The sequence below is a fragment of the Pseudomonas sp. DNDY-54 genome, from assembly GCF_019880365.1.
GTDB lineage: Bacteria > Pseudomonadota > Gammaproteobacteria > Pseudomonadales > Pseudomonadaceae > Stutzerimonas > Stutzerimonas stutzeri_P.
This window is the reverse complement of sequence record NZ_CP082271.1, coordinates 2,167,470-2,187,440: the sequence shown is the minus strand read 5'-3', so window position 1 is coordinate 2,187,440 and position 19,971 is coordinate 2,167,470. Positions and strand designations below refer to the sequence as shown.

Annotated in this window: 22 protein-coding genes; 16 read left to right on the top strand and 6 right to left on the bottom strand. The window is 60.5% G+C overall.

Annotated elements, in window-relative coordinates; translation table 11 throughout:
- The first annotated feature begins 44 nt into the window (after positions 1-44).
- The 10 genes from K4O48_RS10175 to apbC all read left to right on the top strand — a co-directional run bounded on the left by K4O48_RS10175 (position 45) and on the right by apbC (position 8,027).
- Positions 45-788, top strand: coding sequence for a GntR family transcriptional regulator (locus K4O48_RS10175; protein ID WP_222911881.1), 744 nt, complete (start codon positions 45-47; stop codon positions 786-788).
- Positions 789-796: 8 nt separating this feature from the next.
- The gene (locus tag K4O48_RS10170) at positions 797-2,533 is read left to right on the top strand and encodes a fumarate reductase/succinate dehydrogenase flavoprotein subunit (RefSeq protein ID WP_222911880.1); all 1,737 of its coding nucleotides are present in this window, start codon (positions 797-799) and stop codon (positions 2,531-2,533) included.
- A 133-nt stretch (positions 2,534-2,666) separates the two neighbouring features.
- Entirely contained in the window at positions 2,667-2,900 is a 234-nt protein-coding gene (locus K4O48_RS10165; protein WP_042923047.1) for a ferredoxin family protein, read from the top strand.
- Positions 2,901-2,910: 10 nt separating this feature from the next.
- On the top strand, positions 2,911-3,870 hold the full coding sequence (locus K4O48_RS10160; protein ID WP_222911879.1) for a HEAT repeat domain-containing protein: 960 nt from the start codon (positions 2,911-2,913) through the stop codon (positions 3,868-3,870).
- A gap of 252 nt (positions 3,871-4,122) precedes the next feature.
- The gene (gene fdxA, locus K4O48_RS10155) at positions 4,123-4,446 is read left to right on the top strand and encodes a ferredoxin FdxA (protein ID WP_222911878.1); all 324 of its coding nucleotides are present in this window, start codon (positions 4,123-4,125) and stop codon (positions 4,444-4,446) included.
- A gap of 3 nt (positions 4,447-4,449) precedes the next feature.
- The gene (locus K4O48_RS10150) at positions 4,450-4,635 is read left to right on the top strand and encodes a hypothetical protein (protein WP_222911877.1); all 186 of its coding nucleotides are present in this window, start codon (positions 4,450-4,452) and stop codon (positions 4,633-4,635) included.
- Between the two features lie 18 nt (positions 4,636-4,653).
- Positions 4,654-4,965, top strand: coding sequence for a gamma-butyrobetaine hydroxylase-like domain-containing protein (locus K4O48_RS10145; protein WP_222911876.1), 312 nt, complete (start codon positions 4,654-4,656; stop codon positions 4,963-4,965).
- Positions 4,962-5,969, top strand: coding sequence for a YeiH family protein (locus K4O48_RS10140; protein WP_222911875.1), 1,008 nt, complete (start codon positions 4,962-4,964; stop codon positions 5,967-5,969). The genes K4O48_RS10145 and K4O48_RS10140 overlap by 4 nt, the downstream gene beginning before the upstream one ends.
- Positions 5,970-6,015: 46 nt before the next feature.
- Complete coding sequence (locus K4O48_RS10135) at positions 6,016-6,792, top strand: ferredoxin--NADP reductase (protein ID WP_222911874.1); 777 nt, start codon at positions 6,016-6,018, stop codon at positions 6,790-6,792.
- 131 nt (positions 6,793-6,923) lie between these two features.
- Positions 6,924-8,027 carry an iron-sulfur cluster carrier protein ApbC gene (gene apbC / locus K4O48_RS10130; protein WP_222911873.1) on the top strand — a complete coding sequence of 368 codons (1,104 nt, stop codon included), beginning with the start codon at positions 6,924-6,926 and terminating at the stop codon, positions 8,025-8,027.
- Between the two features lie 222 nt (positions 8,028-8,249).
- On the opposite strand, the gene K4O48_RS10125 is transcribed toward apbC, so the two are convergent.
- Complete coding sequence (locus K4O48_RS10125) at positions 8,250-8,666, bottom strand: putative quinol monooxygenase (protein WP_222911872.1); 417 nt, start codon at positions 8,664-8,666, stop codon at positions 8,250-8,252.
- 130 nt (positions 8,667-8,796) lie between these two features.
- Between K4O48_RS10125 and K4O48_RS10120 the strand changes: the two genes are divergently transcribed.
- Both K4O48_RS10120 and K4O48_RS10115 read left to right on the top strand, forming a co-directional pair.
- On the top strand, positions 8,797-9,681 hold the full coding sequence (locus K4O48_RS10120; RefSeq protein ID WP_222911871.1) for an AraC family transcriptional regulator: 885 nt from the start codon (positions 8,797-8,799) through the stop codon (positions 9,679-9,681).
- 358 nt (positions 9,682-10,039) lie between these two features.
- On the top strand, positions 10,040-10,375 hold the full coding sequence (locus K4O48_RS10115; protein ID WP_003118434.1) for a YegP family protein: 336 nt from the start codon (positions 10,040-10,042) through the stop codon (positions 10,373-10,375).
- A 264-nt stretch (positions 10,376-10,639) separates the two neighbouring features.
- Here the strand turns inward: K4O48_RS10115 and K4O48_RS10110 are convergent, their stop codons facing one another.
- Together K4O48_RS10110 and K4O48_RS10105 are read right to left on the bottom strand one after the other, a co-directional pair.
- Positions 10,640-11,602: a GlxA family transcriptional regulator gene (locus K4O48_RS10110; RefSeq protein WP_222911870.1), complete on the bottom strand. Its 963-nt coding sequence runs from the start codon at positions 11,600-11,602 to the stop codon at positions 10,640-10,642.
- Positions 11,603-11,763: 161 nt separating this feature from the next.
- Positions 11,764-12,312, bottom strand: a complete 549-nt coding sequence (locus K4O48_RS10105; RefSeq protein WP_222911869.1) for a cysteine hydrolase family protein — start codon at positions 12,310-12,312, stop codon at positions 11,764-11,766.
- 106 nt (positions 12,313-12,418) lie between these two features.
- Between K4O48_RS10105 and K4O48_RS10100 the strand changes: the two genes are divergently transcribed.
- Positions 12,419-13,408: a GlxA family transcriptional regulator gene (locus tag K4O48_RS10100; protein WP_222911868.1), complete on the top strand. Its 990-nt coding sequence runs from the start codon at positions 12,419-12,421 to the stop codon at positions 13,406-13,408.
- A 122-nt stretch (positions 13,409-13,530) separates the two neighbouring features.
- A complete protein-coding gene (locus K4O48_RS10095; RefSeq protein ID WP_222911867.1) occupies positions 13,531-14,427 on the top strand; it encodes an MBL fold metallo-hydrolase in 897 nt (298 codons plus the stop codon).
- 142 nt (positions 14,428-14,569) lie between these two features.
- Here K4O48_RS10095 and ligD read toward each other — a convergent pair whose 3' ends face one another.
- A complete protein-coding gene (ligD, locus tag K4O48_RS10090; RefSeq protein ID WP_222911866.1) occupies positions 14,570-17,131 on the bottom strand; it encodes a DNA ligase D in 2,562 nt (853 codons plus the stop codon).
- Between the two features lie 46 nt (positions 17,132-17,177).
- Complete coding sequence (locus K4O48_RS10085) at positions 17,178-17,495, bottom strand: hypothetical protein (protein WP_222911865.1); 318 nt, start codon at positions 17,493-17,495, stop codon at positions 17,178-17,180.
- Positions 17,496-17,768: 273 nt separating this feature from the next.
- On the opposite strand from K4O48_RS10085, the gene K4O48_RS10080 reads away from it, so the two are divergent.
- A complete protein-coding gene (locus K4O48_RS10080; protein ID WP_222911864.1) occupies positions 17,769-18,050 on the top strand; it encodes a DUF1652 domain-containing protein in 282 nt (93 codons plus the stop codon).
- A 26-nt stretch (positions 18,051-18,076) separates the two neighbouring features.
- Here K4O48_RS10080 and K4O48_RS10075 read toward each other — a convergent pair whose 3' ends face one another.
- Entirely contained in the window at positions 18,077-18,607 is a 531-nt protein-coding gene (locus K4O48_RS10075) for a ferritin-like domain-containing protein (protein WP_222911863.1), read from the bottom strand.
- A 232-nt stretch (positions 18,608-18,839) separates the two neighbouring features.
- Here K4O48_RS10075 and K4O48_RS10070 point away from each other — a divergent pair, with 232 nt between their 5' ends.
- Entirely contained in the window at positions 18,840-19,907 is a 1,068-nt protein-coding gene (locus K4O48_RS10070) for a mechanosensitive ion channel family protein (protein WP_409518932.1), read from the top strand.
- Positions 19,908-19,971: the final 64 nt, after the last annotated feature.

Genomic DNA, 19,971 nt, shown 5'->3' with positions numbered 1-19,971 from the left:
CCTGCGCTCGACATGACCTGTCATGACAGGCTGGAGCACAAGCAATGAAAGGAACCCAGCCACTCGCCCCGGGCCATTCTCCACTGCCGCTTTACGTGCAGATCCGCGATGACCTGCGGCGCAAGATTCTCGAAGGCAGCTACGTGATTCATGAGCGCCTGCCCTCGGAAAATGAGCTGATGAATGCCTTTGGTGTCAGCCGCATCACCATTCGCCAGGCCCTCCGTGACCTGCATAACGAAGGGCTGGTGTTCAGCGCCCAGGGCAAGGGCACCTATGTCAGCAAGCCCAAAGCGGTGCAGAACGTCCAGCGCCTGCAAGGCTTCGGCGAAGCCATGGCCGCGCAAGGCTACGAGGCGACCGCACGGCTGCTATCGATTCAGGAGCGCAAGCCACCCAAGGCGGTCGTCGCCGCGCTGCATTTGCTTTCCGGTGAGGAGGTGGTCGAGGTCAAGCGCGTGCGCTACCTCAACCGTGAGGCGGTGTGTGTCGAGAACAGCTACTTCCCCCTCGACATCGGCCACCGGATGTTCGGCATGGACCTGTCAGGCGACATCTTCCCGATGCTCGAGAACGCCTTCGGTATCGCCCTCGGGCGCGCCGACATCAGCCTCGACGCCACCCTGGCAGACGAGGAACACCAGCACTACCTGGCGCTCAAGCCGGGCGAACCCATCCTGCGTGTCGAGCGGCTGACCCACGACCGCGCCGGCCGTCCCATCGACTTCGAATATCTCTGCTACCGCGGCGACGCATTCAAATACCAATTCCGAGTGGATCGGAAATAGGAGGCTACATGACCACTATCAACGGCATCCCAGTCATCGACACCGACGTGCTGGTCATCGGCGGTGGCACGGCCGGCCCCATGGCCGCCGTCACCGTCAAAGAGCAGGACCCGAACCTCAAGGTCATCCTGCTGGAGAAAGCCAACGTCAAACGCTCAGGCGCCATTTCCATGGGCATGGACGGCCTCAACAACGCCGTGGTCCCTGGCCACGCCACGCCCGAGCAGTATGTCAAGGAAATCACCATCGCCAACGACGGCATCGTTCACCAGCCAGCGCTGATGGCCTATGCCACTCGCTCCTTTCCGATGATCGAAAAGCTCGACTCCTGGGGCGTGCATTTCCAGAAGGACGAGACCGGCGACTACGACATGAAGAAGGTGCATCACCTGGGCACCTACGTGCTGCCGATGCCTGAGGGTCACAACGTTAAGAAGATCCTCTACCGCCGCCTGCGCCGCGTGCGGGTGGAGATCGAAAACCGCTTCCAGGCCACCCGCCTGCTCAAGGACCCGGACGGCAACATCGCCGGCATGATCGGGGTAAACACCCGCACCGCCGAGCCCATCATCATCCGCGCCAAGGCCGTGATCATGGCCACCGGCGCTGCTGGCCGTATCGGCCTACCCAACTCCGGTTACCTGTTCGGCACCTACGAGAATCCGGCCAACTGCGGCGACGGCCATGCCATGGCCTACCACGTCGGCGCTGATCTGGTGAACCTGGAGTGCTTCCAGGTCAATCCGCTGCTCAAGGACTACAACGGCCCTGCTTGCGCTTACGTCACCGGCCCGCTGGGCGGCTTTACCGCTAATGCCTACGGCGAGCGCTTCATCGAGTGCGACTACTGGTCCGGCCAGATGATGCTGGAGTTCTTCAAGGAGCTGGAATCCGGCACCGGTCCGGTGTTCCTCAAGCTCGATCACCTGGCCGAGGAAACCATCCAGGAAATCGAGACTGTCCTGCATACCAATGAGCGCCCTACCCGTGGTCGCTTCCATGAGGGTCGGCAGGTCGACTACCGCCAGCGCATGGTGGAAATGCATATCTCCGAGATCGGCTTCTGCTCCGGCCATTCCGCGTCCGGTGTGTGGACCGACGAGACCGGTGCCACCACCGTGCCCGGCCTCTACGGTGCTGGCGACATGGCCTCGGTCGCGCACAACTACATGCTCGGCGCCTTCGTTTACGGGCAGATCTGCGGGGAAAGCGCCGCCGCCTTCGTCAAGGATCGCAGCGAGCCGGTGCTCGATGAGGCCTTCATCACCGCCGAGCTGGCGCGCATCCAGGCACCGCTCCTGGTCAAGGACGGCATCCCGCCGGAGCAGATGGAATACAAGGTGCGCCGCCTGGTGAACGACTACCTGCAGCCGCCGAAGGTAACCAAGAAGATGGAGATCGGCCTGGAGCGAATCATGGCCGTGCGCAAGGACCTGCACATGCTCAGCGCTGCCGACCCACACGAACTGCTTCGTGCCCTGGAAGTGCAGTCGATCATCGACTGCGCCGAGATGGCCGCGCGCGCCTCGCTGTACCGCACCGAATCACGCTGGGGGCTGTACCACTACCGAGTCGATTTCCCCGAGCAGGACAACGCTGAATGGTTCTACCACAGCCGCCTGTTCAAGGACGCGAACGGCCAGATGGCCCACGGCAAGCGCCCGGTCGCCGACTACATCGTCCCGCTCGGTGAAGAGAAGGACGCCTACAGCAAGTTGCGGGTGAAAAAGGCCGCCAATGCCTGATCTTTTGGCCGCCGTTTCACCTTGCAGGGGCGAATTTAATCGCCCAACACCTGATGCCGATGGGCGAATGAATTCGCCCCTACAGAAAAGCGGGCTCACCGTGCCCGCTCGACTGGAACCGAGGAGATAAACCATGCCCGTAGCCAACCACCGCTCTGCCGTCCCGGTCATCGTCGACGAAGAGAAATGCATTGCCGAGAAAGGCTGCCGCGTCTGCATCGACGTCTGCCCGCTGGACGTCCTGTGGATCAACCCGGACACCGGCAAGGCCCACATGAAATATGACGAATGTTGGTACTGCATGCCTTGCGAGACCGACTGCCCGACCGATGCGGTCAAGGTGAACATTCCGTACCTGCTGCGCTGAGGACTGGCTGATGAAAACGTATGACGATCCGATGCTGCAGCAGATAGCCGAAAACCTTGCCTCCGAGGACCCGGGCATTCGCCGTGTGGCGGTGCTCGAACTGGTCGATTGCGGCGAGCCGGAAGCCGCCGAGCTGCTGATCCTCGCGCTCAACGATCCAGACCCCGCCGTGCGCCAGGAGGCGGCCAAGGTGGTTGATGAATTCGATGCGGTCGATATCGCTGACGCGCTAATTGCTGCGCTGCAAGACAGCAACGAAGTGGTGCGCAACGCTGCCGCTCATGCACTGGCTGACCTGAAGGACCCGGCCGCCGCCCTCCCCCTGCTGGAAGCGCTGGAAGGCACGGATGACCCCTTCGTCGTCGCCGGCATCCTGCGGGCGGTCAAGCCGCTGCGTAACCCGGCGGCCCAGGCCCCGGCCCTGCAGCGCATGCACGCCGAGGACCCCGGCGTGCGACGCGAGGCGGTCGCCGTAATCGGCTGGCTAAAACAGACCGAAAACCTCCCCGCGCTGATGGAACGCGCCCAGCACGACAGCGATGCCGAAGTGCGCCGCGCGGCTACCGGTGCGCTGGTCTACGCAACGCCCGAACAGGTCGGCCCGACGCTCGTTGGCCTGCTGCGTGACGAGCACTGGCAGGTCCGTGTCGAGGCTACCGTCAGCATCGGCAAGCTCAACTACCAGGCCGCCCTGCAGCCGCTGGTCGAGGCCACTCATGACAGCTTCTGGCAGGTCCGGGAAAAGGCCGTGGATTCGCTCGGCAAGCTCGGCTCCGTCGGGGCCATTCCGGCGCTCGGCGTCTGTGCGCGTGATCCGATGAGCAACCTGCGCAAGGCCGCCATCGGTGCACTCGGTGCGATTGCCCATAACGACGGCCGCCCCTTCATCGAAGCCGCCATGGACGACCCGGACCCGGATGTCCGCAAGCTGGCGCGATGGGCCATGTCCAAGCTAGAAGCAGCGGCGTGACAAATAACGTAGGGCGGGTGCAACCCGCCAATTGGGGTCGCCGCCGAGCAGGTTCGACGGGTTTCACCCGCCCTACGGTTCTGAGTTTTACGCCTTGTTTTATTGCACAAACTTGACGCCGAAACGTCACGAGCGCAGCGCAGGCAAGGCGAAGGTGGCGCGCGGAAGCGGAGTTTACAGGCCGTAAATGAGCATTCCGCGCGCCATCTTCAACGCAGCATCCGCAAGCGCAGTAGTTTCGAGGAGGACCAGATGACCTACGTCGTTACAGAGAACTGCATCCGCTGCAAATACACCGATTGCGTGGAAATCTGCCCGGCGGACTGCTTTCACGAGGGGCCGAACTTCCTGGTGATTAACCCGGAGACCTGCATCGACTGCAGCCTCTGTGCACCGGAATGCCCGGCCGACGCGATCTTCGCTGACAACGCGCTGCCGGCCGACCAGAGCCACTTCATCGAACTCAACGCCGAACTGGCCGAGGTCTGGCCGGTAATCACCCAGACCAACAGCCCGCTGGCCGAAGCCGACACCTGGGTCGATCAGAGCGACAAGCTGCAGTTCCTGGAGCGTTGACCCATGCCTGAACTTGTCATGACGAGTTGGCTCGGCCGCGCCCTGCTGGCGCTGGTGATCGGCAGCGCAGCCCTGACCGGCAGCGCTCGGCCGGTGGAGGATCAGAGCCGCTCCGTCAGGACGCCAGAAACGCCGGCCCTGATGGTGCCGGACGGCCACCCGCCGCACCTGCCCTCCCCCTTTTTCTGATTGGTTAAGGAGTTGCCCATGACTACCCAGATCCTGACCGCCCCACCCCAGGAAATCCGCCTGCGAAAAGCGCAGAAAATGCTCGAAGTGCTCTGGCCCGACGGCATTCGCAGCCAATTGAGCTGCCTCGCCCTGCGTAAGTCCTGTGCCTGCTCCGTATGCGCCCAGGCGCAGCAGCGCGGCATGCTGACGCTGATCGATGCCGATGTGGGCGTCGACAGGCTGGAAGTCTCCGGTGTCGCCGGCGTCCAGCTCTACTTCAGCGACGGTCATTACCGCGGGCTTTATCCCTGGGCCTACCTGCGTGAACTGGGCGAGCGCCTGCAATGAATACCCGCGCCCAGCAATTGCTGGCCCCGCCCTTCGCCACGCTTTGCCGGCTCTATCCCGGCACCGCGTTGTGCGCAGTGCTGGCGCTGGCCGGCAGCTTTCTTGCCGAGCATTACGGCGCGCCGGCGCTGATGCTGGTCCTGCTGCTGGGGTTCGGCTTCGCCAACCAGGGCGCGGATGTGCGCATGGAGCCTGGGGTCGCCTTTTGCAGTCGGCACATTCTGCGCATCGGCGTGGCCTTGCTGGGCGCGAGGATCGGCGTCGAGCAGCTGCTGGTGGTCGGTAACCTGCCGCTGCTGATGGTATTGACCTGCGTACCGGTAGTGATCGGTGCCGCACTGTTGCTCGGCCGATGGCTGGGGCTGCCGATGCTGCACAGCCTGGTCGCGGGTGTGGCAGTGGCCATCTGCGGTGTCTCCGCGGCCATCGCCGTCGCCGCCGTCATCCCCAGCGGACGACTGGAAGATCGCCGACTGCTCGGGGTCGTTGTCGGCGTAACGGCGCTGGGCACCCTGTCGATGCTCGTCTATCCGCCGCTGCTCGCCACGCTGGGTTATGGCGACGTGGAAAGCGGCCTGCTGCTTGGCGCCAGCATTCACGATGTCGCACAGGCCGCCGGGGCCGGTTATCTGGTTTCGGAGTCAGCAGGTGACGTCGCCACCCTGACCAAGTTGTTGCGAGTCGCGCTGCTCGCGCCTCTGGTCGTGCTGCTCGGCTGGCTGCTGCGTCGCGGAGATTCCGGCCGCACCGAATTCCCCCTGTTTCTGCTCGGCTTTCTGGCGCTGTTCGGCCTGAACAGTTTCGGCTGGCTCCCGGCTGGCCTGCGTGACGGCCTGATCGCCACCTCCAATGCCTGCTTGTTGGTGACCATGGCGGCACTCGGCATGCGCACCACCCTGGGCGATCTCCTGGCCCAGGGCTGGCGGCCGATGGTGCTTCTGGCGGTGCTCAGCATTGGGCTGTTGCTGACTGCGATGGCGATGCTGACGATGGCCTCGCCCTGACGATTTGTTCTGCCTTGTTTCCCTTACTCGTGTTGGAGGATTTGTCATGGCTGCACTCGGTACCGAAAGCGTTCTCAGCGTCCGTCACTGGAACGACACGCTGTTCAGTTTCACCACCACCCGCGACCCGGCGCTACGCTTCGAGAATGGTCACTTCGTGATGATCGGGCTCGAGGTCGAGAGCAAACCACTCATGCGTGCCTACAGCATCGTAAGCGCCAACCACGATGAGCATCTTGAATTCCTCAGTATCAAGGTGCCGGACGGCCCGCTGACGTCACGCCTGCAGCACCTGAAAGTCGGCGACCCCATCATCGTCAGCCGCAAGCCGGTCGGCACGCTGGTCATGCACGACTTGCGGCCGGGCAAGCATCTTTATCTGTTCGGCACCGGCACTGGTCTTGCGCCCTTCATGAGCATCGTTCGCGACCCCGAGGCCTATGAGCGATTCGAGAAGATCGTCCTGGTGCATTGCGTGCGGGAGGTGAGCGAACTGGCTTATCACGACTACCTGACCCACGAACTCCCGCAGCATGAGTTCCTCGGCGAAGAAGTGCGCGACAAGCTGATCTATTACCCCACCGTGACCCGCGAGCCGTTCCGCAACCAGGGGCGTATTACCACGCTGGTCCAGACCGGCAAGTTGGCGGCCGATATCGACCTGCCGCCGCTGAACAGGGAAAGCGACCGAGTCATGCTTTGTGGCAGCCCAGCGATGCTCGACGCACTGACCGGCATGCTTGACGGGCTGGGCTTCGAAGCCTCACCACAGCAGGGTGAACCAGGCGACTACGTCATCGAACGCGCCTTTGTGGAGAAATAAAACGCCTCGTAGGAGCGAGCTTGCTCGCGAAGCGCTGCCGCTACGTTGTTCGCGAGCAAAGACTTGGCGTCCCCCTCGCTCCTACAAAGCAGCCATTTTTAGAAATACTCCGATCCGCACGGGAGCTCACCATGACACTTCACCGCTTTGCGACACCCGGCATCGGTCTGACTCAGCAGGCCGAACACGCCTTGTCCCAATGGATCGAACCCTGCCTCGGTTGCGACCTGATCAGCGCAGGAGCCATACGCGAGCTACGCAGCGACGGCACACACCTGCACTTGCATCTCGAGCTGGGATTTCCGGCAGACGGCTACCGTGATTCGCTGGGCCGGGCTCTGAAGGCCTTGCTTCTTGCCCATACCCAGGCGACTTCCGTGGCGGTAGAAATTGACTGGTCCGTCAGCTCGGGCTCCATTACTCGCCAGACCCTGCCGGGCGTCAAACACATGATCGCGGTCGCCTCGGGCAAGGGCGGCGTCGGTAAATCCACCACGGCAGTCAACCTGGCGCTGGCGCTAGCCGCGGACGGCGCTCGCGTCGGCATGCTCGACGCCGATCTCTACGGCCCAAGCCAGCCTCGCCTGCTCGGCCTCAGCGGCCTGCCGGACACCCATGATGGAAAGATGCAGCCGATGATCGGCCACGGCCTGCAATGCATGTCGATCGGCTTTCTCGTGGATGACGAATCGCCTGTCATCTGGCGAGGCCCAATGATCACCCAGGCCCTGACTCGCCTGCTGCAGGAAACCAACTGGCAGGACCTCGACTACCTGATCGTGGACCTACCGCCCGGTACCGGCGACATCCATCTGACGCTGGCACAACGGATGCCGGTATCCGCTGCGCTGATTGTCACTACCCCACAGGACTTGGCCCTGCTGGACGCGCGCAAGGGTCTGCGCATGTTCGAGAAGGTCAACGTGCCGGTGCTTGGCATCATCGAGAACATGAGCCTGCACGTTTGCAGCCAGTGCGGTCATGAAGAACACATCTTCGGAAGCGGCGGCGCACAGCGCATGGCCGATCAATACGGCAGCGAGCTGCTCGGGGGATTACCACTGGATATGCGAATTCGCGTAGGCGCGGATGACGGCGTACCGATCGTCATCGCGGAACCGACGGGCGCCCTGACGCAGACCTATCAGACCATCGCGCGCCGGGCCGTTGCGCGGTTGTCTCTGCGGGAACGCCGAACTACCGCGAAGGTTCTGCCGGAGGTAGTTGAAGCCTGACAAATATCGATCCGCCGCCCGCTCGCCTTACTGGAACGGATGAAGCTATGACTCAGTCCCAAGCCGCCTGTAGCAAGGCTGCTATCGGCCAGGAGCGTGCAGACTTATTGAAGGTTGGCTTACTCTACTCAAGCCATCTAGATGGAGTGCGATTTCCAGCATGCTAGGTGTCGTGGCGCGATGTGAGTGCTTTACGGGCGTTCCCGCAATCGCAGAGCAGTCTCAGCGCGCGAATACCTCTTTGCTCATAAGTATGTCTAATCGATAGACATGAGCCGGATAGGCGAGTATCGAATTCATCCGCGTTATGTCTCTGAATATTTTTCCACCGCCACCTTCCACGTGGGCCTGCCTTCCTGCCAGATTCGGGAACGCCTCGAATACGCCGAAAGTCGTCTGCGAGTACCGCACGCCATACCAAGGTCCGGTTGCCGGCTCCTGCTCAACACAGGCGAGAATGTCCCTTAGCATCTGCACGACCTGAGCCTCGCTGCCAGGGATGGCCTCAATGTGAATGTAGAAGGCTTTGCGACCGTCATCGCCCTGCTCGCCACTAACCTGGACGCCGTGGTGGGGCAATACGGGTGCGGACGGAGCCGGGAATGGAACAGGGCCTGGTTGGGTTGTGTTGTCAGTCATGATCACCTCCTATCGAGAGGCTTCAAATATAGAATCGGCATGGCTGGGTGGAGCGCTGGATTCATCCGTTTTCTAGCCTGATCATCCAGAATCAACTTACGTCGCTCAGTCCGTATGGCAGGATCAGGGTATGGCCGAGACGCTACTTGAAATTGTTCGCCGCCATACCGAAGGCGCGTGTGCACGTGACGGTGTTGCATCTACCGCTTGCGGGCTTATTGCTATTCGCAAAACCGCGACTACTTCGTTGGAGCATACGCTGCCAAGGCCGCTGTTGTGCCTGGTGCTGCAGGGCAGCAAGCGCGTTTCCATTGGTAACCAACAGCTGGATTACGCTGCTGGCGACTCCATGCTGATCACTGCCAACCAGCCCATGGTCAGCCAGATCATGCAGGCGAGTGCGAGCACGCCTTATCTGTCGCTCGCACTTGATCTGGACCTTTGCATAATCGCCGATCTGGTGCTGGAAATGCAGGCGCAGGCGTTAAGCGTCACACCTCATGAACATACTTCAACATACGAGCAAGTCGCCGACACCGCGTTGCGTTTGATGCAGCTGCTTGACCGTCCGGCCGCATTGGCCCTGCTACATCAGCAATTGCTGCGCGAAGTCCACTATTGGCTACTCACGGGTATACACGGCGCAGCGATACGCCAACTCGGCACGCCTGACAGTCATGTTCATCGCATAGCCCGCTCCGTTGCGGTATTGCGAGCCGAGTACGCCAACGCGCTGCCGGCCGAACGGCTGGCTGCCGTAGCGGGTATGAGCCGCTCTTCGTTTCACCAACATTTCAGGGCGATCACTTCACTCACACCGTTGCAGTTCCAGAAGCAATTACGACTGATCGAGGCGCGGCGCTTGATCGTGTCTGAAGGCAGGTCATCCAGTAGCGCAGCGTTCGAGGTTGGTTATGAAGGTGCTTCACACTTTGCAAGAGACTACCTACGCATGTTTGGCATATTGCCTGGCAAGGATCGGCTAGAAACCAGCAGACCGCGTCGCCAAAAATAGCTCCATTTGTCGCTAGATGCGGGAAGGACGCCTCCGCCATCCGCCCCTTTTTCCGATAGCCGTGACAGTCAGCTGTCGGCCAAAAGCAGCCGCTCGGATATCTCTGCAAAAGCTGGGCTCTTCACTCGACGAAGAAATTGAGCCGTGTTGAGATCTGTGTCTATACTTTGACTGTTCAAAAATCTGGTTTAGCTCTTGGGGTATGGTGCATTTGTCATGCAGTTCTACTGAAGCTGGAGCATCGATTTTGCCTGGCTAGCATCACACAGAAACCATATTTCTAATGGGCAAACAGTCATTTTTTGGACCGCAGCGATATCGATGGATCTCATGAAAGCCAAAAATAAGGAATAGCTATATGTCTGGGACGTTTGAAATATACAACGACAAAGCGGGTGAATTTCGTTTTCGGCTCAAAGCCAACAATGGCCAAGCAATTCTGGCCAGCGAGGGCTACAAGGATAAGTCTGGATGTCTAAATGGAGTCGAGTCAGTCAAAAAAAATGCGCCTGATGATGCACGCTACGAGCGTAAGGCCAGCGGGGCTGACAAGTTTATGTTCAACCTTAAGGCGGGTAATCACCAAGTAGTCGGGACGAGCCAGTCATATGCCTCCGAAGCCTCACGCGACAAGGGTATCGAGTCGGTGAAAAACCACGCACCCGACGCTAAGGTTGTTGAGGTGGGCAATTAATCGCTTCAGTCTGTTCAAAATCACTTGGGCATTTCGTTGAGATGGGCGGCTGAGTATTCTTAATAGCCGCTTTTCCCTGCTCGGATGTGATCGACCGCTTTTGGCCGAAAGCGGCCGCAGACGCGTGAAGCCCATTCCCAGTTGCGCCACTAAGCCACTGCAAAGCGGCAGATAACTCAACGACCGATACCGTTTAAGCTCACCGGTCTCAATTGGATCTTAACTACCGTTTAACCGCGCCCTCGCTGGTTCGTTAGCCTTTTTTCAGGCAACAACAGCATGAAACGTACGTCGATACTCGGTGGGCGTTGTGCCCAGCTGGGCGGCAAACTGTTGGCGCAGTGACAACGTAGTGCCGAAACCAGCCTGCGAGGCGACGCATTCGATAGGCATCTCGGTCGTTTCCAGCAATTGCTGGGCCCTTGCCACTCGCTCGGCGTTTAGCCATTTGATAAAGGTGGTACCGGTCGCCTCACGGAATCGCCGAGTGAAGGTTCGACGGCTCATATGGGCGACCTCGGCCAGCGCATCCAGCGATAAGGCCTCATGAATATGCTGTCGCGCCCAGGTCAGCACCTCGGGTAGCCGGCTTTCGCTCGGCAGCTGGGGGACCGGCTGTTCGATGTACTGCGCCTGTCCGCCTTGACGATGTGGAGGTGTCACCAGCAGTCGCGCAATCCGGTTGGCCACGTCCGCCCCGTGGCGTTGACGCAGGAGATGCAGGCAGCAATCGATCGCCGCCACCGTGCCGGCCGAGGTGATGACATTATCGTCCGCCACGTAAAGCACGTCGGGCCGGAAATGACTGCGCGGAAAGCGCCGGGCGAACACCTCACGGGCCACCCAGTGTGTGGTCGCTTCGCGTCCATCGAGCAGCCCGGCGTCGCCCAGTACGAAGGCGCCAAGGCACAGGCCGACGATCAAGGCGCCGCGCGCGTGAGCCTGCCGTAAACCCTCGACAAGCGCATCGGGCGCCGGTTTTTCAGGATCATTCCACGCAGGGACGATGACGATGTCGGCACCCGCCATGGCTGCCATCCCGTCTGGCACGTCGATCGTAAGTCCCTGATCGCAGAGCACCTTGCCCGGCTTCGCCGCGCAATAAGACACCTCATAGCGAGGGCCGTCCGACGCTTCGTCCCCTCCACCCAGGACCATCGCAGGGACAGAGAGATGGAACAGGCTCACGCCTTCGAACGCGACAACACAGACATTCAGCGAGGTCATGGAAATACCGCAGCGGTGTAGATTGCCGGCGAGTATCACACAGCATTGGGACGGATTGGCCTAAATATTTCGATCATTACGTTCGGGCCAATCGTTCGTTGATGCATCGACAATCCAGCCTGTGTGATTGCACAGGCTGGGTTGTTCTGCAGTACAGCGAATCAGTCCGCGAGGTAGTCTGCGGTCGATTGCAGGCTGGCATAGGCGAAGCCCAGGGCAGCCATCATCACGGCGTGCACCTGCGCCGCTGGCACTTGCACGCCGCCGAACTCCAGATCCATGGTGGCGCAGGCATCGTGAATGACGGTGACCGGGTAGCCCATGTCGGCCGCCGCACGTACACCGGCGTCGACACACATGTGGCTCATGGCGCCGACCACGACCAGTTCGTTCACGCCTTTCTCGTCCAGCAACTGCTTGAGGTTCGTGTCGCGGAAGGAGTTCGGGTAGTTCTTCACCACCACAGGCTCACCCGCCTGTGGCGCAACGGCGGGCTGGATCTGCACGCCCTCGCTGCCAGGTTCGAACACCGACATTTCCCCATGAGCGAACTCATGACGAACATGGATGACTGGAATGTCCTTGGCGCGGGCATCGGCGATTACCTTTGCCGCGTTTGCGACGGCGCCTTCGATGCCGCTGAGTGGCAGCTTGCCCGTGGGTAGGTATTCATTCTGAAGGTCGATTACGACCAGTGCTCGCTTGCTCATGGCTAGCTCCTGCGAAGATGCTGTATGAAATGACGAGAACATCATTGGCCATCCGCGCAGCGCTGCGAAGGGGTGTGACCGACAACTTCGAGGGTGCTATCGACACATGCCGAACCAACCGCAAACCGAATTAGGCATCGTCCTCTACCCCGGCGTTCAGATGGCGACGGTATTCGGCCTGACTGATCTCTTCGGCATCGCCGGGCGGTTCAATGGGTCGGCGGACGACCCTGACCGACCCCCGCTACGTATCAGCCATTGGCAACTGGGCGAAACCGATCAGACAGCCAAGCGCGTTCATGACTCGCACGCCGACGCCTGCTGCAAGCCCAGCGTACTGATCCTGCCGCCCAGCCTGGAGGAGCCGATCACTGCCAAGGCCGCGCTGCCCTATCGCGATTGGCTCTGCCAACAGCACCACGCCGGCGTGCGGTTGGCATCGATCTGCGCCGGGGCATTTCTGCTTGGCGAAACCGGCCTGCTGGCTGGGCGTACGGCAACCACCCACTGGCTATATGTCGAGCGCTTTTCGGACCGCTTTCCGGACGTACGCCTGGATGCCGACCAGCTCATCATTGACTCCGACGACATCATCACCGCCGGCGGGCTCATGGCCTGGACCGATCTGGGGCTGCGGCTGGTCGACCGTTACCTGGGTGCGAAAGCCATGATCGATACCGCGCAGATGCTGGTCATCGATCCACCGGGCCGGCAGCAACGCTACTACAGCGCCTTCTCGCCGCGACTGAACCACGGCGACAGCGCCATCCTTGCCGTCCAGCAATGGCTGCAAGAGACCGCTGCCGAAGAGGTTGCACTGGCCGAGCTCGCACAACGCGCCGGCCTTGAGGAACGGACATTTCTGCGACGCTTCCGCAAAGCAACCGGCATGACCACGACCGACTACTGGCAGCGACTACGCGTTGCTCGAGCCCGCGAGTTGCTGCAGACCGGTCGTTTGCCCATCGAGCGGGTGGCCTGGGAGGTCGGTTACGCCGACCCGGGCGCGTTCAGAAAGGTGTTTACCCGAGTGGTTGGGCTTACACCCGGTGCCTATCGGCGTCGCTTTGGTATGGAGTCAGGCACAACGCACTGACCGGCGGACGACGCGGGACCGTTGGCCCGAATTTATTGTTGATTGTCTTTTAGGCCGATTTCGTCATTCTCTCCTGATCCCCACAATGCGTGCTCCTTCAACAGCACATCCCGGAGACACCCATGCTGTTTCAACGCACCTTCGCAGGCACTCTCTTTTTAGCGCTCAGCCTCACAGCCGGCGCCAGTTTGGCCAATGACACAACCAACCATTCGTCTGCATCGGCCGCTGCTGAGGTACAGATGCAGCAGATCCGCAACGCCACGGTGAAGATCAGCTACGCCGATACGACATTCCTCGTCGATCCGATGTTGGCGAAGAAAGGCACCTACCCCGGTTTCGAAGGTACTTATCGCAGCGAGCTGCGAAACCCGCTGGTCGAGCTACCAATGTCGACGCAGAACATCCTCAGTGGAGTAGACGCCGTCATCGTGACGCATACCCACCTAGACCATTGGGACGACGCGGCCCAGCAGTTGCTGCCGAAAGATATGCCGCTGTTCGTGCAGAACGAATCGGATGCGAAGATCATCCGTGATCAAGGCTTCAAGGATGTCCGTATTCTCGAAGACGGAACAGAATTCGGCGGGGTTACGCTGAGCAAGACCGGTGGCCAGCATGGCACCGACACGATGTACGCCAATGCTCAAATTGCTGAATCTCTCGGTGAAGCAATGGGTGTAGTTTTCGAGGCCCCGGGCCAGAAAACAACGTACCTGATCGGCGACACCATCTGGCGCGACGAAGTTGATCAGGCACTGACTCAGTACAGTCCAGAAATCATCGTGGTGAACGCGGGCTACGCACTGCTGACCGGCTACGAAGGTGCCATCATCATGGGCAAGGAAGACGTGGCACGTGTAGCCCAGGCGGTGCCTGACGCCCGGATCCTCGCAACGCATATGGACTCGATCAACCATATGGGCCAGACCCGCCAGGAGCTCAACGCCTACGTGACCGAGAAAGGCATTCAAGACCGTGTCGACATCCCCGAAGACGGGGCTGTGATCACCTACTAAGCGCAACTCAAGGCCGCCTTGCAAGGCGGCCTTTTGCGTATCGGTACTCAGCAAACGCACCAACGCAGTGCAAGTGCAGCAGGCCGTCGGTTCGCTGTCATTACGCTGATGCACAGCGGCTGCGCTACCTATCCGCTGTACTTCATTTCATCCCCAGCCGTTCGCGCATCTCTGCGGTAATGGTCTGCCGTGTCTCGTCGATGCCAGCCCATGGATCGTCCTGGCCCTGTTCTTCCAAACGTGGAATCAGATTACGAATGGTCCAGAGATTGGCGCCCTTCAGATCGGCTAGCTCGTCACGATGAATGGGGACGGACACACCCAAGCCCTCCCGAGCTCGCACCGAATACGCCGCCACTGTGCTGGCACCCTGACTGTTGCGTAGGTAGTCAATGAATATTCGTCCGACGCGGTTCTTCGGGCCGCTGACCGCCGAGAAATGTTTGGGCAGCAGCTTTGCCAAGTATTGCGCGATGGCCTGGCTGAACGCCTTGACCTCGGCCCAACCGTGCACCGGTTCAAGCGGCACCATGATGTGCAAGCCCTTGCCACCGCTGGTCTTGAGGAACGACTCCAACCCGATCTCATCCAGCAAGGTCTGGGTCAATTGAGTGGCTTCAATCATCCGTTTCCAGGGCAACGCGGGATCGGGGTCGAGATCCAGAACAAAGCGATCTGGGTGATCGAGCACCGGCGCTACGGCGTTCCAGGTGTGAAGTTCGATGGTGCCCATCTGCGCTGCGCTGACCAGCGCTTCGACGGTGTCGATCGTCATAAGCGCCGCATGCTTGGGGAACAGCGCGGTGTCGAGCTGCGTGATGTGCGGGATGCTCAACTTCTCGATATGTTTCTGAAAGAACAATTCACCATCGATGCCTTCGGGTGCGCGCACCAATGCCAACGGCCTTTTGCGCAGGTACGGTAGCGCCCAAGGTGCAACGTCTGCGTAGAACCGTGCCAGCTCCATTTTTGTGGCGCCGATGGATTTGTCGATGATCCGGTCTGGATTGGAAATCTTGATCTTGCCACCGGCGCTGACCGCGTTCTTGCCAGCAGACTTTCCGGAGCCGGCGGCTGGTTTTGCCGCTTTTGCCGGACGCTCATGGGTAATCGCCTTGGCAGGCTTGTCAGCACGCAATCCGTGAAACACGGAGTGGCGAATCACGCCCTGACGGGTCATTTCCGCGAACGCCACTTCACACATCAGGTCCGGCTTGAGCCAGTGCGCGCCCCGCACATCTGCGGCGGGTGGTGCCTTGGCCAGCGGGTGCTTGTCGACTTCTAATGGCTTGAGCTTGGCGTGCAGGCTTTTTAGCGTCGCTTGATTGAAACCGGTACCCACCTTGCCGGCATACCGCAGTTCACCTTTTTCATCATGCAGACCCAGCAACAATGCACCAAAGCCGCTGCGCGCACCCTTGGGATCGGTGTAGCCGACGATGATGAACTCCTGACGGTTCTTGCACTTGATCTTCACCCAGCTGCTGCTTCGCTTGGAGACGTAAGTGCTGCCGGCGCGCTTGCCAATAAGGCCTTCCAGCTTCATCTGGCAGGCGCTTTCCAGCATGCTTTCCGGTTCCTCGCTGAAGTCGGCGGAAAAACGCAGCAGGTCATTGTCGTTGGTTTCCAACACTTGGCTCAGCGCCGCCCGACGCTCTTCCAGCGGCACCTCTCTCAGGTCCATGCCATTGAGATAAGGAAGGTCGAACAGGTAGTAGACGATGGAACCGCTACGCCCGACTTCGAAGGCGTTTTGCAGGGCCTGAAAATCCGGCGTGCCCTCCTCGTTAGGCACCACGACTTCTCCGTCGAGCCAGGCCGACTCCAGCCCAAGAGCCGCAAGCGCCTCGGCCTGCTGCGGCATTTTTGCCGTCCAGTCGTGGCCGTTACGTGTGAACAATTGCACCTTGCCGGATTCGATCCGCGCCATGATCCGGTAACCGTCGAACTTAACCTCGTAGCGCCAGTCGCCGTCGGGGACCGACTCGACAAGGGTCGCCAGCTGCGGCTTGATGCTGTCGGGCAACGGCGCGGGCTTGGCCCCGGATAGCGTCGCTTTCTCAGCTTTTTTACGGCTGCGAGCCGCCGGAGCTTTGACCGGCTTGGCGTCGACTTCGAGCTTTGCCTTGCCGCGCTTACGTGGGATCAGCGTACGGTCACTGAGCACGCTGTCCGGTTGTTCCTTGACGATCTCGTATTCCTGCTCCGGCCGTGCTGCTTCATCGTTCGACTTGATCAGAAACCACTGTTCCTTGCCGCCGTCCATACGGGTGCGGACGAGGTTCCAGGTTCCACTGAGCTTTTCGCCCTCCAAGGCGAACTTGAGTTTGCCTTTGCGATAGCCTTCGTGCGGGTCACCCTGAGGGATCCAGATACCGCGATCCCAGACGATTACATCCCCCGCCCCGTAGTGCCCCGCCGGGATGGTGCCTTCAAAGGTCGCATAGTCCAGCGGATGATCTTCGACGTGTACCGCCAGCCGACGCGATTTTGGGTCGAGCGACGGGCCTTTCGGCACTGCCCAGCTCTTGAGCGTGCCGTCGAGCTCGAGGCGAAAATCGTAATGCAGCCTCGACGCATCGTGCTTCTGGATACAGTACTGCAGCGCCTGGCTCTTATCGCGCTTGGCCCTCGGCTTGGCGTCGCCGCCAGGTTCGGGCGTCGCCGCGAAGTCGCGCTTTCTGTTGTATTCGTCGAGGGCCATGCTGCGAGCTCCTATTACGCGACGTTCAAGCGGGCCGGGCGAGCTTTTATTCGAGCGAACCCGGGTCCGATGCAGAATCTGTCGGCCCACCATGGCTGGAGTGCCGCCCCGGACGAACCGATGGGTCCTCCACGTCCGGATCGGATTCACCCTCGGTATTGGGCGGCGTGGCAACCAGATCACCGTCTTCAGTGACCGTACGGCCCTGGCTATCCTTGTGCGTTTCGAGGGTTTCCTGCGGCGTCGGGTTGCCCATTGGACTGGGGCGCGCACCGCGCTCATCCTCGGGTGTGCCGGCCGGCCATTGAGCAAACGCCGAAGTTGCCATAACGCTCGCGAATGCAAAGGTAAGGACTGATTTCATCGCTGGACCCCTTCTCCTAATAAACGGCCGTGACGACCGAAACGGCAATCGCCCAGCCTGCGGCTGATTGCGGCTCGCCATGAAGTTGAACCTTTGATTGGAAGCGTGACGGCGGACTGTTCTGACGTGCCTTTGCCGCCAACAGACAGCGACAAAGCGGTATTTACAACGAGGCAGGTCCTGCTAGCGTTGAAAGGTGTCGCACGTGCAACGCCGCGGCACCTGACCGCGAGCGGCCTCGCGAATTGTGGATTGACGATGGGAGGAAGGATCATGGCTTCACGTCTACCTCTGCTGACGATAGAAAACATCCTTCGCGATTACCTTCATCCGTTCCGTTGCGACTGCCGCGCCCAGGAAGATAGCCGCGTCACCGTTCGACTCTACGAAGAGCATCTCGACGGTGAGGAACTTACGGTGCTCGGTATCACCGACGAACAGTGCCGCGACGCGGCGAATCTGGTCCGGCTCGCCCAGGAGCTGCGGTTCGAGCTATATGCCACGCGTGGCGGCCTGATGGCCTCGCCCAATCCTGCCGAAGTCGCCGAACGGTAACGACCGTTCGGCATAGGGCATCTCGATCAGCGCTTGGCCTCAGTGTTCGGCGCCTGTGCCCGGGTTAGGTAAGCCTGCGTCAGTTCGGCGAGATGGCTGCACATCCAATCGGCCATGGCAACTTCCTCAGCCAGAATACGGGTGCAAACTTCCTCGGTCTGGGTATCGCCGACGGCCTTGGCTGCCGCAATCAGAATCTCGTACGAAGCGATTTCGAGGTTTTCAAAGACGTAACCCATCTGCGCGCCTTTGACAATCTCGTCATTGACCATCATCCCGCCCATGGCCTGCCCCATCGCCATCATCTTGCCGCCCAGGTCCTTGAAGCCCGAATACGATTTGTCGTACCGCTGCAGGCACCCTTCGATTAGCTTGGCCTGGTTTTGAGTCTCGGTGATGTGCTGCTCGATCCGTGCTTTGAGCTCCGGATAATGCTCGATACGACTCGCCTGCTTGTTGAGCATGGTTTCGGCCTGGGCCTCCATCGCATGGGCATCACGCAGCCATTCGATCAAACGTTCAATGCGGACATCATTTCCAGTTTGTGCGCTTTGCATCTCGTGTCTCCCATCGTGTCAGATAGCGAATGGGGTCATGCCCCTTGTTAAATGTGAAAAGGGCCACCGATGGGAGTTCCGCAGATCCGACTGACAGCACGTTGAGCCTGAACTTGCCTGCCCCTTGTCAGTCATTTGGTTGCAATCATCTGAGCGGAGATACGTTATCGGACCCCTCGACTTTCTCCTGCAATGGGAAAACCACATAACTGAGCCGGCCCTGCGCACCCTGATGGCGGCGTCCTTCGTCGTGGTCTTGCTAAGTGTGTTCGGTCGCGTGTTGACGGCGGTGATGTTGCGATTGGGCCGCGGATTTCTCTTCACCAAGGCCGTATCCGAGCAACTGGAAAAACCGATCCGCATCTTGTTGCCCTTGCTCGGCCTGCAGACCGTTCTGACGGCTGCGAGCGACGATCTCGTGTTGATAGGCGCGACGCGTCGCATCACGACGCTACTGATCATCGGGTGTTTCACCTGGTTGGCGATGCGCCTGCTGCGGAGCGTCGAGCAGTTCGTGCGGCTGAAGAATCCGGTAGACATCACCGACAACCTGCGTGCGCGGCAGATCCAGACCCAATCGCGGGTGTTGCTGCGGACGCTGAGCTTCTTTGTCTTGCTGATCGGTGCGGCCGCGATGCTGATGACATTTCCGGCAGCTCGCCAGTTCGGTGCCAGCCTGCTCGCCTCCGCCGGCCTCGCCGGTCTCGCGGTCGGTTTCGCTGCCCGCCCCGTCCTGGCTAATCTCATCGCCGGGATTCAGATCGCGATCACCCAACCCATCCGCCTGGACGACGTGGTGATTGTCGAGAATGAATGGGGCCGGATTGAGGAAATCACCGGCACGTACGTCATCGTGCGGATATGGGACGACCGTCGGCTGGTAGTGCCGTTGCAATACTTCATTGAAAAACCGTTCCAGAACTGGACCCGCCGAAACTCCAGCATCATCGGCTCGGTTTTCTTCTGGGTGGACTACTCGTTGCCGCTGGAGCCGCTGCGCGAGGAGCTACGGCGACTGTGTGTGGAGGTCCCGGACCTGTGGGACGGGCGCGTCATTGTCCTGCAGGTGACCGATACCAGCGAGAAGTCCATTCAGCTGCGGGTACTGGTCAGCTCGCCCGATTCCTCACGCAACTGGGACCTACGCTGCCACCTGCGGGAAAACCTGATTGGCTTCATACAGCGGCAGTTCCCGCACTGCCTGCCCATGCTGCGAGCGGACCTCAGCGTCGGGCAGAAGACGCCCATCGACACATCGGTGCCGGACCGCGTGGAGCCCGAGCGTCAGCCACCGGTATAAACGCGATCGCGTTTGGTGTGCCCCGCACCGCCGCAAAACAGGGCGCAGGGCAGCGACATGTTCA